We start from the raw sequence: 12835 nt of genomic DNA on the forward strand, positions 1-12835 counted from the left end.
TGCACCATTTTCGTCGCGTCATAGCCAAAATAGCGAACGGGCTTCGGAGCGCGTGATTGCTCAATGAAAGTCTCGCGAGTTCGGCATGATTTTTACATTCCGCGGATGATGCGCCATCTGGGATGGAGCGACGAGGCGCTGCGCTTCGCGTCCGCTCATTTCGATCAATGCTGCCGAACGGTCCTGCAGCTTTGACGCCACCAGATGCACGACCCCTTCGGGGCTGCGCTGGAGGCGACCTTCGATATGGATCAGCCGCGCGCCCATCACTTCGCGGCGAAACGTCTTCATGATCTTCGGCCAGACGACAATATTGGCGATGCCGGTTTCATCCTCGATGGTGAGAAACACCACGCCCTTGGCACTGCCGGGGCGCTGGCGCACGGTGACGACGCCCGCCACTTTCATGCGGCGTCTGTCAGCACCTTCCTGCACCGCGCGACAGGTTGAAACGCCTTCCGCCGCCAGACCCTCGCGCAGATATTGCAGCGGATGCCCTTTCAGCGAGAGCCGCGTCGTCTCGTAATCGGCAATCACATGCTCGGAGGCGGCCATTTCAGGAAGTTTTGTGCGCGGTTCCTCCGCCAGTTCGCTGGTTGCGGCGGCGCGGAACAGCGGCAGGGTTTCATCATTGGGCAGACGGCGCACGGCCCAAAGTGCTGCGCGGCGGTCGATGTCAAGCGAGCCGAAGGCATCGGCATCAGCCAGAAGCGTGAAGGCGCGCCGGTCGAGCCGGAGCCGCCGATGCATGTCCTCGATGGTGCGGTAAGGCTCCTGCCGGTCGGCAATCAGGAGTTCGGTGTCCCGTTTGGAAAAGCCGTCGATCTGGCGGAAGCCGAGCCGGAGCGCCGGTCGAATATCGAGCGTATCCTCCAGAATATTATCCCAGTGACTGAAGTTCACATCGACGGGCAGCACCGTCACGCCATGCTCGCGAGCATCGCGCACGATCTGGGCGGGTGCGTAAAAACCCATGGGCTGGGAATTGAGAAGCGCGGCGGCGAACACTTCCGGATGGTGGCATTTGATCCACGCGGAAATATAGACCAGATGGGCAAAGCTTGCCGCATGACTTTCGGGAAAGCCATATTCGCCGAAACCCTTGATCTGGTTGAAGCAGTTTTCGGCAAAGGTCCGGTCGTAGCCACGATTGACCATGCCTTCGATCATCTTTGTCTCCATCGTATGGATGGTGCCCATCTTGCGGAAAGTGGCCATGGCGCGGCGCAACTGGTTGGCCTCATCCGGTGTGAATTTTGCAGCCTCCATGGCAATGCGCATCGCCTGTTCCTGAAACAGCGGCACGCCCTTGGTCTTACCGAGAATTTGTAGCAACTCGTCGGGCGGCCCGTACTCCGGCGCTGGCGATGGCAAGGTGCAGGGTTCCTCATTGTTTCGCCGCCGCAGATAGGGATGGACCATGTCACCCTGAATGGGGCCGGGCCGCACAATGGCGACCTCGATGACGAGATCATAGAACTCACGCGGGCGCAGGCGTGGCAGCATGTTCATCTGGGCGCGGCTTTCCACTTGAAACACGCCGAGCGAATCTCCCTTGCACAGCATGTCGTACACGGCTTCGTCTTCGCGCGGCAGATTGGCCAGCGTCAGCTTCTTGCCATCATATTTTTCCGGCTTGTGCTGGTGAATGAGATCAAAGGCCTTGCGGATGCAGGTGAGCATGCCGAGCGACAGCACATCGACCTTCATCAGCCCCACCTCGTCGATATCGTCCTTGTCCCATTCGATGAAAGATCGCTTGTCCATCGCTGCCGGGCCGATAGGCACGGTCTCGTCCAGTCGGTCACGGGTCAGAACGAAACCACCGACATGCTGGGACAGATGGCGCGGAAAGCCGATCAGCGTGATGGCCAGTTCCACCGCACGCCGAATGATGGGATTGTCGGGGTCGAGGCCCGCCTGCCTGATATGCTGCTTGTCGATGCCGCCGCCCGATATGCCCCAGACCGTATTGGCGAGCGCTGCCGTCACATCCTCAGTCAGCCCCAGCGCCTTGCCGACATCGCGGATCGCACTGCGGGACCGATAGCTGATGACGGTTGCGACAATGGCCGCGCGATCTCTGGAATAGCGCTTATAGACATATTGCATCACCTCTTCGCGCCGCTCATGCTCGAAATCGACGTCGATATCCGGCGGTTCCTTTCGCTCCACCGAAAGAAAGCGCTCGAACAGGAGATCGACCTGTGTCGGGTCCACACCGGTGACGCCAAGGCAGAAGCAGACGACGGAATTGGCGGCCGAACCACGCCCCTGACACAGAATATCTTCTCGGCGGGCATAGCTCACAATGTCATAAACCGTGAGAAAGTAAGCCGCATATTGCAGCTTTTCGATCAGCGCCAGTTCCTTGTGGATCAGCGTCTGCACCTTCGGCGGGATGCTGTTAGCGCCGTAATGACGAGCGGCACCTTCCCAGGTGAGATCATGCAGATGTTGTTGCGGCGTCTTGCCGGGCGGCACCGGCTCGTCGGGATAATCATATTTCAGCTCATCAAGCTGGAAGGTGATGGGCGCGACGAAATCGGCGGTAGCCTCGACTGCTTCAGCGTAGTCGCGGAACAGCCGCAGCATTTCCTTTGGTGGTTTCAGGTGGCGTTCGGCGTTCTTTTCGAGAAGCTGCCCGGCTGCGAAAACAGTCGTGTGGTGGCGGGTTGCCGTCAGCACATCCTGAAGCGCGCGGCGGTCGGGATGATGATAGAGCACGTCATTGGTGGCGAGCAGCGGCACATTGGCTTCGGCTGCAAAACGGGCGATGCGTTCGGCCCGGCGTCCGTCATGGCCCTGATGCGGCATGGCGAGCGCCAACCAGACCGAGCCGGGGGCAGCTTGCGCAATCTCGGTCAGGCGCGCGGCAAAATCCGGTCTGTCGTCTTCAGGCGGAAAGACCGCGATCTGGAACTGTCGGGCGCGAAACAGCAGGTCGCCCCATTCGAGATGGCATTCGCCCTTGATGGCGGCGCGTGCCTTGCCCTCCGTCAGCAGGCGGCACAATTGCCCATAGGCCGGACGATCACGCGGATAGACGACCATATCCGGCGTGCCGTCGGTGAAGGACAGGCGACAGCCGATGAAAAGCCGGAAATCGCTCTTGTCGCGAAAATCCTTCCATGCCGCATGTGCCCGCACCACACCGGCCAGCGTGTTGCGGTCGGCAATGCCGATACCGGACAGACCAAGCTCATGCGCACGCGCTACCAGTTCCTGCGGATGCGACGCACCGCACAGGAAGGAGAAATTGCTGGCAGCAGCCATTTCGAAATAAGGAGCCATCACGCAAACAGTCCGTGTAAAAACCAGCGCGGATGATTGGCACCGTCATAAAGGCCTTCGCGGAAAATCCAGAAGCGCTGGCCGTTCTCGTCTTCCACCCGGTAATAATCGCGCAGTTCCGGAACCGTGTGACCGATTGCGAGCCACCATTCCGGTTCGATCCTTTCCGGCCCCTCGGCAAGGCGCACATGATGGCGCACCCGCCGCCACAGGAAAAACGAAGGCGGGCTGTCGGGCACTTCCGCCACGCTTTCGATCAATTGTGGCGGGCGAAACAGTTTTATGGGGCGCGCTGGCGGGTCGCCGGGAAGTGCTGCGGTGCTTTCGTAATCGGCTTCGCCCTTGCTGTCCGTGTGAAGGGCAGGGCGCAGGCCGAAGGCCCGTTCAGGAATATGCGTGTTACGCGAAAAGGAAACGAGAACGCGGTTCTGTCCAAGCCGCGCCGAAAGCCGGTCGACAAGCTGACTAAACCCCGCTTCATCTTCCTCATGCTGGTCGAGCCCCGTCTGGCGCTGGGCGATTGGCGCGCTGCGCAGTGCTGCCAGCCGGATCATGTCGAAGCCGAAACCGGCGTCGAGCGGGTCGGTCAAGGCGTTGAGCCTTTCACGCGCAAGGCGCAGGAAAACCTTGTCGCTGCGCAAGGGCTGGCCGGTTTCGATGTGGATATGACGCACTTCGCCATCGACACGGAAGAAGGAGGCCTCAATCAGAAGCGCGCCTTTGCCCTCCGGTTCAAGCTGCGCAAAAAGCTCCTGCGCCAGTTCCTGCAAGATGCGTTCAACCAGTTCCATTGCGGTAACCGGCTCTGACAGGCGGCGCTCGACGGTGCTGAGAGGCATGATGCGCAAGGGGGAAATCGGTGCACGCTCGTGCCGCGCCAGCCGGTCGAGCCTGGTGACAAGATCGGTGCCGAAGCGGGCGGTGAGTGCGGCGCGCGGAAGCCCCATCACATCGCCGATGCGTTTCAATCCGGCGCGTTTAAGGCCGGTTTCCGCAGCTTGCGTCAGTTCAAGCGCGGAGAGCGGCAGGCGGGGAAGCAGCCGGTCGGCCTCTGCTCTGCTGAAGACACTGCCCTTCGTTCCCCGTGCCAGAAGTCGCGCGGCAAAACTGTTATCGGCAATCGCCGCCTGTACGCCAAGCCCGGCCCGTTCCAGACGCCGGATTGCATCGGCACGCATGGCGTCGAGCCCGCCAAAAAGATGCGCACAGCCGGTTATGTCGAGCATCAGCCCATGCGGCTCATCGAAGGCGACAAGCGGCGTGTAGCGCTCGCACCAATGGGCAAGACGCTTGAGCAATGCCGCATCATGTTCCGGTGCTGCCGTTGCCACTTCAAGCCGTTCCACGCGGGCGCGCGCATCCGTCAGTGCCATACCGGGAAAAAGGCCGAGCTTTGCCGCTCCGGCATCCACTGCTGTCAGGCGCAGCGCATTGGCCGTGCGTTCGGTCACAACCAAAGGCAGGCGCGGTTTGCCGTCAGGCGGAGCGCTGTTGCGAAGCCGGTCGGTCGGCAGAAACGGAAACCAGAGGGCGAGAAACAGACGTTCTGCCATCCCGTTCGTTAGCACCAAATTCCTGGGTTTCATTGTTCCATTCCATGATCCATTGCCCGCATGTGCCGTGGCGATTGCGTTCCAGAACCGCCGAAAAGACAGGCTTGCCGGGTGCGTTCGCTCCACTTGAACGGGACGGCGCGGGCGCCACCCGCCAGCGGCTGACGGCAGCGCTTTGCACAGCCGTCCGGTGGCTCCGGAGCAGGATGACGGGCAGCTGCGCGGTTTCTGTTGCCAGAAGCAGACGACGCGAAGCGGTCAGGTCGAGGCATTTCGGCTGGCCTGTCACCGAGGCGACGACGCCGGAAACAAGATGCGAAGCCTTGCCGCCGGTTCCGGCTTCCAGCGCATCATTTGCCGCCTTCAGGACATCCTGTGCCGTGGGGCAGCGCACGATCAGAAGTCGCGACGGATCGATCCCGAAGGCATGAAGTCCCGGCGGATAAAGCCCGCCATATTCACTTGCAGCACTTTCTTCCTCGATCCAGATAATCGGGCGACGAGGCTCTATGGCGCGTTCTGCCGCACGGGCGGCAAAGGCGAGCGCAAAGCCGGTCGCAGCCATATGCGCGCCGGGGTTTTCGGCAAAAACCTCATGCAGCGCGTCGCCTGCCAGACCATGCGGAAAGGCAGCATCCGCTCCGGCAAGGCCGAGCGTGAAACTGCGCGCCCGCCCGAAGCCCGTTTGCCCCTGATTTGCAAAACTGCCTTGCGGATCGTTGCCTTCAATGGTCGTAACCATGCGCCGCAGCGCCGCGATGTCGATGCCGCTCACGTCTAGATTCCATCTTTTTGTTCTCTATATGTTCTAGTATTGAATCGAGCGAGGCAAGAGTCAAGCGGGATCAGAAATCAGTCCAGTGGACTGATTTCCTTGCGTAGGCGTTTCACACTTTTCGGGATACGCTCTATCATCGCGATAGTGGTTTTGGATTAGGCGGCGTCCCTGAAAGGCACGCCTGCCAGTTGCGCCAGATGGCCGGGAAGGTCGGTGCCTGCACCCGCCGCATTGATCGTGTCGAAATAATCATGCCAGCCGGTGGCGGTGATTCCGGCAATCAGCATGTCGAGAGCTGCTTCATCCGGGAAACGCCAGATGGCGAAGAAACTCTGGCTGGGCGCAAAAGACTTTGTCGCGTCGACGGGACCTAATGCCAAGGCCTCGATACCGAGCGCGCCAAGCCCGCCCATACCCGCGCCGACTTTCTCAAAGAAGGCCTGCCTGCCTTCAGCATCGAGCGCGTGCCAGCTCGATTTCGGGGAATAAAGCTCGGCGAGGTAATAGGTCATGTCATATCCCTTAGGGTTTCATTGATCTTGAAAGAGCGACCGGCATCGGTGCGGCTCCAGATACGGCGCAGCAAGGTGCTGAGAAGCTGCTGTTCGCCTGACGAGAGATCGCTCATCAGGCTTGCAATCCATGCGGTATGTTGTTCGAAAAGCTGTTGCGCCAGCAGCGCCCCTTCGGATGTCAGCCGGACAGTCAGTTTGCGGCGGTCCTCGCTATCCGCGTGACGCTTGAGGAAACCATCGCGCTCCAGCCCGTCCAGCAGGCCGGTGATGGTGGCGCGCGTGACACCTGCGCGTTCTGAAAGCTCGTGCGGCGAGAGGCCGCCGGGCGCATTGTGCAGCAGAAACAGCAGGACGAACTTGCCCTCCGAAAGCTTGTGCGGTGCCAGCCGGCTGGCGCAATCCCGGTCAATGGCCGCAGCAAGCGACAAAACTTCAAAGCAGGTTTTCAGCGCGTCGGTGGACGGGCTGTGCCGGCGTTCCATTTCACCCAGAAGGGCGCGATGCTTTTGTTCGATTATCTCCATACGGTACCTGATAGTAAGGTGCCGTATTAAATGCAAGCGGATTTGAACATGCGAATGAAAATCAGGGGAGCTTGATCGATGGATATATGCGGTTTATATATGATCCATATATGAACCGTATGGTCTGGACAATGATATGGGTATCGTGAAAATCGCTGACGAACTGCATGAGGAACTGCGCAAGGCGAGTGACGTCATGTGCCGTTCGATCAATGCGCAGGCTGAATACTGGATGAAGATCGGCATGCTGGCGCAGGCTTATCCCGACCTGTCGTTCAACGAGATCGTGCAGATGCAGTTGCGCGCCGCACAGGTCGAGCTGCCGGTTCTGGCGGTGCAATCGTCATGACCAAGACACCTGCCGAAGTGGAGAAAATGGCGGCATCCGGCGCGCTGCTCGCCTCCGTTTTTACACTTCTCGACCGCACGCCGCTGGCGGGCATGACCACGATGCAGGTCAACGATCTGGTCGAGGATTATATTACCCGCGAATTGCAGGCGCGGCCTGCCAGCAAGGGGCAATATGACTATCCCTATGTGCTGAACAGCTCGAAGAATGAAGTCGTCTGCCACGGCATGCCGTCGAATGACCAGATCATTGAAAACGGCGAGATCATCAACTTCGATATCACGCTGGAAAAGGATGGCTATATCGCTGATTCCAGCAAGACCTACATGGTCGGTGACGTTGCTCCCTTTGCCTCGCGGCTGGTCCGCGTGACCTATGAGGCCTTGTGGAAAGGGATTGCTGCCGTGCGACCCGGCGCGACGTTGGGCGATATCGGCCATGCCATCGAGCGTCACGCCAAGCGGCATGATTACAGCATCGTGCGGGAATATTGCGGCCACGGTATCGGTCGCGAGATGCACGAGGAGCCGCAGGTCTTGCATTTCGGCAAGCCCGGCACCGGCGTTCGTCTGCGCGAAGGCATGGTGTTCACCATCGAGCCGATGCTCAATCAGGGAACGGCCAAGGTGAAGACCGAAAAGGACGGCTGGACGGTGGTGACGCGTGACGGAAAACTGTCAGCGCAGTTCGAGCATACGGTTGCAGTCACCGCGAATGGCGTGCGGGTGCTGACCTTGCGTCCCGGTGAAGAAAAGATGCTGGCGGGTATAAAACACGCCGCTTGATCTCATGCGATTCTGCCCGCCATCCAGAGCACAAAGACAATCGTCCCGCCCACACTCATTCCAGCGGCAAGAATAGTCCCTGCGATGACGGGCACGAGTTTCAGGACCGAAACATGGGGCGTTATTTCCAGCCGGAAATTCACCCTGATCTTTTCAGGGGTCAGGCAGGTAATTTCGTAATCGCCGGGTGTCGTGCAGTCGAAATATCCCAAGACGTGAGAGGCATAGCCGCGCATGTCCGTCCGCCGGACACTCAACAGAAAACGGCTTATGGAATGATAGGCAATCGGGGCGCCGGTCGCGCGCGCCTTGATGGCAAATTGCGTTGAGAAATAGGCTGTTCCTGTGAGAACGGTAAATGGCGGAAATACGATGCTGATCGCGTATCGCCCGGCTCTTGGCAAAGGAAAGCTATGTGGCCGGTCGCTGCCCGCAAATTGGTGGCGGACATCCGGCACGATCACTTTCCACAGGATGGCAATGCAGCGCACCAGCAGATAAATGCCAAGCAGAATGCAGGCAGGCAGGGCCAGATAGAAAGACAAAATTCACGTCCTGCTCTAAAAACAAAAAGCCCGCCGGGAAGGCGGGCTTTTGTCTGGATTGGATATGCTTATTTGCGATCACGCGCAGCAAGCGTACGCAGACGCAGTGCATTGAGCTTGATGAAGCCTGCGGCGTCCTTCTGGTCGTAAGCACCCTGATCGTCTTCGAAGGTGACGAGCTTGTCGGAATAGAGCGACTTGTCCGATTCGCGACCGATCACCATCACGTTGCCCTTGTAGAGCTTGAGCGTGACTTCGCCTTCAACATGGCGCTGGCTGTGATCAATGGCGGCCTGCAGCATTTCGCGTTCCGGCGAGAACCAGAAGCCGTAATAGATCAGCTCGGCGTAGCGCGGCATCAGCTCGTCCTTGAGGTGAGCAGCGCCACGGTCAAGCGTGATCGATTCGATGGCGCGGTGAGCTGCCAGCAGGATCGTGCCGCCCGGCGTTTCGTAGACGCCACGCGACTTCATGCCGACGAAGCGGTTTTCCACGAGGTCGAGACGACCGATGCCATTGTCGCGGCCATAGTCGTTGAGCTTGGCAAGCAGCGTTGCTGGCGACAGACGTTCGCCATTGATCGAAACGGCATCACCTTTTTCAAAGCCGATCTTGATGATCGTTGCCTTGTCGGGCGCGGTTTCCGGTGAAATGGTGCGCATATGCACATATTCCGGTGCCTCGACAGCCGGATCTTCCAGAACCTTGCCCTCGGACGAGGAGTGCAGCAGGTTCGCGTCGACGGAGAACGGCGCTTCGCCCTTCTTGTCCTTGGCAACCGGGATCTGGTGCTGTTCGGCGAATTCGAGCAGATGCGTGCGGCTCTTGAACGACCAGTCGCGCCATGGGGCGATGATCTTGATGTCCGGGTTCAGCGCATAGGCCGAAAGCTCGAAACGAACCTGGTCGTTGCCCTTGCCGGTTGCGCCGTGTGCGATCGCGTCGGCGCCGGTCTTCCTGGCGATTTCGATCAGGTGCTTGGAGATCAGCGGGCGGGCAATCGAGGTGCCGAGCAGATAGACGCCTTCATAGACGGCATTGGCGCGGAACATCGGGAAAACGAAATCGCGCACGAATTCTTCGCGCACGTCCTCGATGAAGATTTCCTTGATGCCCAGCATTTCCGCCTTCTTGCGGGCTGGCTCAAGTTCTTCGCCCTGACCGAGATCGGCAGTGAAGGTCACAACTTCCGCGCCGAGTTCTGTCTGAAGCCACTTCAGGATGATCGAGGTGTCGAGGCCGCCCGAATAGGCGAGAACGACTTTCTTAACGTCTTTCCACTTGCTCATAATAAACTTCCGTCTCATCAGGCGCTCCAGAGCGGCGCCCAAAATTTGTCCGTAGTTCTTTTAGCAGTTGCCAAGCAGCGTGCAAGCCGAAGGGCTGCGACTTATCGCGAAAACTGATGCGGATTATACCAGGGCGCTGAGATGCTAACGCATCACGCCCTGAAAATGCTCAGTCGCCGCACGGGCTTAACCAAAACTCGATGAGTCAAGCTCATCGAGTTTTGGTATTACGTGATCTGTGGTTCACCAACTTCATAAACAACGAGATTGCGGTCGCCGATACCAAGTTCAGGCCAGGCCGCACGCCATTCGGCAATATGGGGGGAGGCGAAATGCCGGTCGAGCGAAGCACGGTCGCGCCACATCTCCTTCACATGGATGAGACCCGGTTCGAGAATATCTGCGGCATAGCCATAATCCACGCAGCCATCCTCCGCCCGGCTGGCCAAGATCATGCGCTGCATGGCCTCGCGCGCCCGGTCAAGATTTTCCGGCGGCAGGCGGACAGTCCCTACGATCAGCAGCATTTCGGCCTCCATTCCACGGTTCCATTTGCATGGAAATTATTCTAGCGTGCGCCATCTCTTGGAGCACATTTCGATGTCTTTTCTGACAAACCTGACCTTCATTCCCGAATGGACGATTTTTGTCCAGTTCGCGATAGCAACCGCGATCCTTTCCATCACGCCCGGTCCCGACATGACACTTTTCGTCGGGCGCGCCCTGTCCGAAGGCAAGGCCGCAGGCTTTGCCTGTATGGCTGGCGCCAGCACCGGCATCGTCATTCATACCACCATGGTGGCGCTCGGCCTTTCGGCGCTCATTCTGGCGTCTCCTGCAGCCTTTACGGCACTGAAAGTGGTGGGAGCGGGCTATCTGGTCTGGCTGGCCGTACAGGCGATCCGCAAGGGATCGGCCTTCTCGCCGGAAAAGAATGGCGGCAAGAAGCATACGCTGTTCCAGAACTGGCTGACGGGTCTCGGCATCAACCTTCTGAACCCGAAGATCATCCTGTTCAACATGACCTTCCTGCCGCAGTTCGTCTCCGCGCATGACCCGCATGCCATGGGCAAATTGTTCTTCCTCGGCCTGTCGTTCATTCCGATGGCGCTGCCTTTCACCATTCCGATGGTGGTGGCGGCAGATCGTTTCGCCGGGCTCCTGAAAAAGAACCCGACCGTGACGCGCATCGTGGACTGGATGTTTGCGGGCGTATTCTCAGCCTTCGCGCTGAAGATCATCACCGCACAGGCGAAATAGAGCATTTCCAGCAAAAGTGCGAAGCGGTTTTGCGTAGGACAATGCGAAAAAGAAGATGGATTTTATTCAACCGGGCGGGTTAAAAGCCGCCCGGCATTGCGCCCTGCCAGCAGCCAGTAGACGAAGCTGCCGACGACACCGGCGCCTGCTATGGCTGCGATCCAGAGCGAGCTTTCCGGCACGCTCCGGCCATCGCTGAACGGAAGCGATGCGCCTGCGGCGGCAAGCCCGATCAGGGCGCCCGCAACGCAATAGAACAGGGATGATTTGTAACCGCGCGCTTCAGCCAGAATGATGAGGATGAGGGCGGGCACAAAGCTGAACCCGCCAGCCATGGCTGCAATGGCAAAACCGCCAACGAAGACGGCGCTCCAAAAGCTGGTGGCTGCAAAGAGCGAACCGGCATCCGCATCGCTTGCCATCATGACGAAATCATTCATGAAGGAATCGATCCCGAGGGTGCGGAAAAGGATAGCGGCGAGAAACCAGCCGGCCGTCAATACACCGCAGCAATAGCCGAATACCACGATGGCGAAGCGCGTTATGTAGTCGAAAGTATCGTTCAAGCGCGCTCACCCATCGGTTTATTCACCCCGTTATTCACCGTGTCCAGCAATCATCATGGCTTCGAGAGCAAGGCGCTCGCTCTTGCGCATGCGCTCCGATTCCGACTTAAGCTGGCCGCAGGCCGCGAGAATGTCGCGACCGCGCGGGGTGCGGATCGGCGATGCATAACCAGCCGCGTTCACATAATCGGCAAATTTCTCGATCTGCTCCCATTCCGAACACTGGTAATTGGTGCCGGGCCACGGGTTGAACGGGATCAGATTGATCTTGGCCGGAATGCCCTGCAAAAGCTTTACCAGCAGCTTGGCATCCTCAAGGCTGTCATTGATGTCCTTGAGCATCACATATTCGAAGGTGATGCGCTTTGCATTGGACAGGCCCGGATATTCGCGGCAAGCCTTGATGAGCTGTTCCAGCGGATACTTCTTGTTGATCGGCACCAGAATGTCGCGCAGCTCGTCGCGCACGGCGTGCAGCGAAATGGCGAGCATGACGCCGATCTCGTCACCGGTGCGATAGATTTCCGGCACGACGCCGGAGGTCGAAAGCGTGATGCGGCGCTTGGAGAGAGACAGGCCGTCGCCATCGGAGGCGATCAGCAGAGCCTTCTTCACTTCCTCGAAATTATAGAGCGGCTCGCCCATGCCCATCATCACGATATTGGTGATCTTGCGACCTTCGGCGGGAACCATGGCACCGTCGGGCGTGTCCTTGTCCGGGAAATCGCCGAGCCGGTCGCGGGCGGTCAAAAGCTGCGCCAGAATTTCTTCAGAGGTCAGATTGCGCACCAGCTTCTGCGTGCCGGTATGGCAAAACGAGCAGGTGAGCGTGCAGCCGACCTGAGAGGAAACGCAGAGCGTGCCACGGCCTTCTTCGGGAATGTAGACGCTTTCGATTTCGACCGGACGGCCGGCACCCCGCGGCGGAAAACGGAACAGCCATTTGCGGGTGCCGTCCTGCGAAATCTGTTCTTCGACCACTTCAGGCCGCGCAATGGTGAAATGCTGCGCCAGCATAGCGCGCAAATCCTTGGAAATATTGCGCATGTCGGCAAAATCGGAAACGCCGCGCACATAGAGCCAATGCCAGAGCTGGCTGATGCGCATCTTCACCTGACGCTCGGGCACACCGGCCTTGATCAGCGCTTCGGCCATTTCCTCGCGCGACATGCCGATGAGCGACGGCTTTGCTTCCAGGCTGGCGCGCGCATGGCGGGCAAGCTGGTCGCGCGTATCATCAATGGTAAGGTCGAACGAAATGGACATCTGTTTTCAACTGTTGGAGACGACGGCTGAAGCGCGTCGATAAGCTTCGCCAGATAATCTGGCCCGAATTCATGGATAAATAGGGTCCGGCACTTGGCTTTGCTACCCTGT

13 protein-coding genes are annotated in these 12835 nt (G+C 59.1%); 3 read left to right on the forward strand and 10 right to left on the reverse strand.

The features are described from left to right. Nucleotides 1-60 precede the first annotated feature (60 nt). The 5 genes from CES86_RS13475 to CES86_RS13495 form a co-directional block, all read right to left on the reverse strand. Entirely contained in the window at nucleotides 61-3294 is a 3234-nt protein-coding gene (locus CES86_RS13475) for an error-prone DNA polymerase (RefSeq protein WP_094514612.1), read from the reverse strand. Then, the gene (locus tag CES86_RS13480; RefSeq protein ID WP_094514676.1) at nucleotides 3294-4835 is read right to left on the reverse strand and encodes a Y-family DNA polymerase; all 1542 of its coding nucleotides are present in this window, start codon (nucleotides 4833-4835) and stop codon (nucleotides 3294-3296) included. Before CES86_RS13480 ends, CES86_RS13475 begins: the two co-directional genes overlap by 1 nt. Continuing rightward, entirely contained in the window at nucleotides 4771-5622 is an 852-nt protein-coding gene (locus CES86_RS13485; protein WP_094514613.1) for an ImuA family protein, read from the reverse strand. The genes CES86_RS13480 and CES86_RS13485 overlap by 65 nt, the downstream gene beginning before the upstream one ends. 158 nt (nucleotides 5623-5780) lie before the next feature. After that, nucleotides 5781-6137 (reverse strand): DUF6616 family protein, encoded by a 357-nt coding sequence (locus tag CES86_RS13490; protein WP_011982310.1) that lies wholly within the window; start codon nucleotides 6135-6137, stop codon nucleotides 5781-5783. Further along, nucleotides 6134-6664: a MarR family winged helix-turn-helix transcriptional regulator gene (locus CES86_RS13495; RefSeq protein WP_094514615.1), complete on the reverse strand. Its 531-nt coding sequence runs from the start codon at nucleotides 6662-6664 to the stop codon at nucleotides 6134-6136. Before CES86_RS13495 ends, CES86_RS13490 begins: the two co-directional genes overlap by 4 nt. 136 nt (nucleotides 6665-6800) lie before the next feature. Between CES86_RS13495 and CES86_RS13500 the strand changes: the two genes are divergently transcribed. Further along, nucleotides 6801-7013, forward strand: a complete 213-nt coding sequence (locus CES86_RS13500) for a ParD-like family protein (RefSeq protein ID WP_094514616.1) — start codon at nucleotides 6801-6803, stop codon at nucleotides 7011-7013. Next, nucleotides 7010-7798, forward strand: a complete 789-nt coding sequence (gene map / locus CES86_RS13505; protein WP_094514617.1) for a type I methionyl aminopeptidase — start codon at nucleotides 7010-7012, stop codon at nucleotides 7796-7798. The genes CES86_RS13500 and map overlap by 4 nt, the downstream gene beginning before the upstream one ends. 2 nt (nucleotides 7799-7800) lie before the next feature. Here map and CES86_RS27915 read toward each other — a convergent pair whose 3' ends face one another. The 3 genes from CES86_RS27915 to CES86_RS13520 all read right to left on the reverse strand — a co-directional run bounded on the left by CES86_RS27915 (nucleotide 7801) and on the right by CES86_RS13520 (nucleotide 10159). Next, nucleotides 7801-8343 (reverse strand): hypothetical protein, encoded by a 543-nt coding sequence (locus tag CES86_RS27915; RefSeq protein WP_235819917.1) that lies wholly within the window; start codon nucleotides 8341-8343, stop codon nucleotides 7801-7803. Nucleotides 8344-8411: 68 nt separating this feature from the next. Then, nucleotides 8412-9632, reverse strand: a complete 1221-nt coding sequence (locus CES86_RS13515; RefSeq protein ID WP_040129026.1) for an argininosuccinate synthase — start codon at nucleotides 9630-9632, stop codon at nucleotides 8412-8414. Nucleotides 9633-9859: 227 nt separating this feature from the next. Beyond that, nucleotides 9860-10159, reverse strand: a complete 300-nt coding sequence (locus CES86_RS13520; RefSeq protein WP_011982315.1) for a putative quinol monooxygenase — start codon at nucleotides 10157-10159, stop codon at nucleotides 9860-9862. Nucleotides 10160-10232: 73 nt separating this feature from the next. Here CES86_RS13520 and CES86_RS13525 point away from each other — a divergent pair, with 73 nt between their 5' ends. Continuing rightward, nucleotides 10233-10892, forward strand: coding sequence for a LysE family translocator (locus CES86_RS13525; protein ID WP_010657892.1), 660 nt, complete (start codon nucleotides 10233-10235; stop codon nucleotides 10890-10892). A gap of 62 nt (nucleotides 10893-10954) precedes the next feature. Here CES86_RS13525 and CES86_RS13530 read toward each other — a convergent pair whose 3' ends face one another. Together CES86_RS13530 and rlmN are read right to left on the reverse strand one after the other, a co-directional pair. After that, complete coding sequence (locus tag CES86_RS13530; protein ID WP_094514619.1) at nucleotides 10955-11458, reverse strand: hypothetical protein; 504 nt, start codon at nucleotides 11456-11458, stop codon at nucleotides 10955-10957. A 30-nt stretch (nucleotides 11459-11488) separates the two neighbouring features. Then, nucleotides 11489-12724, reverse strand: coding sequence for a 23S rRNA (adenine(2503)-C(2))-methyltransferase RlmN (rlmN, locus tag CES86_RS13535; RefSeq protein ID WP_011982317.1), 1236 nt, complete (start codon nucleotides 12722-12724; stop codon nucleotides 11489-11491). Nucleotides 12725-12835: the final 111 nt, after the last annotated feature.

This window comes from Brucella lupini (assembly GCF_002252535.1).
Taxonomy (GTDB): domain Bacteria; phylum Pseudomonadota; class Alphaproteobacteria; order Rhizobiales; family Rhizobiaceae; genus Brucella; species Brucella anthropi.

What these genes read in the sequence shown, in the direction of transcription:
- CES86_RS13475 (WP_094514612.1), bottom strand. Translation starts at nt 3,294, where the DNA reads ATGGCTCCTTATTTCGAAATGGCTGCTGCCAGCAATTTCTCCTTCCTG.
- CES86_RS13490 (WP_011982310.1), bottom strand. Translation starts at nt 6,137, where the DNA reads ATGACCTATTACCTCGCCGAGCTTTATTCCCCGAAATCGAGCTGGCAC.
- CES86_RS13495 (WP_094514615.1), bottom strand. Translation starts at nt 6,664, where the DNA reads ATGGAGATAATCGAACAAAAGCATCGCGCCCTTCTGGGTGAAATGGAA.
- CES86_RS13500 (WP_094514616.1), top strand. Translation starts at nt 6,801, where the DNA reads ATGGGTATCGTGAAAATCGCTGACGAACTGCATGAGGAACTGCGCAAG.
- map (WP_094514617.1), top strand. Translation starts at nt 7,010, where the DNA reads ATGACCAAGACACCTGCCGAAGTGGAGAAAATGGCGGCATCCGGCGCG.
- CES86_RS13515 (WP_040129026.1), bottom strand. Translation starts at nt 9,632, where the DNA reads ATGAGCAAGTGGAAAGACGTTAAGAAAGTCGTTCTCGCCTATTCGGGC.
- CES86_RS13520 (WP_011982315.1), bottom strand. Translation starts at nt 10,159, where the DNA reads ATGCTGCTGATCGTAGGGACTGTCCGCCTGCCGCCGGAAAATCTTGAC.
- CES86_RS13525 (WP_010657892.1), top strand. Translation starts at nt 10,233, where the DNA reads ATGTCTTTTCTGACAAACCTGACCTTCATTCCCGAATGGACGATTTTT.
- rlmN (WP_011982317.1), bottom strand. Translation starts at nt 12,724, where the DNA reads ATGTCCATTTCGTTCGACCTTACCATTGATGATACGCGCGACCAGCTT.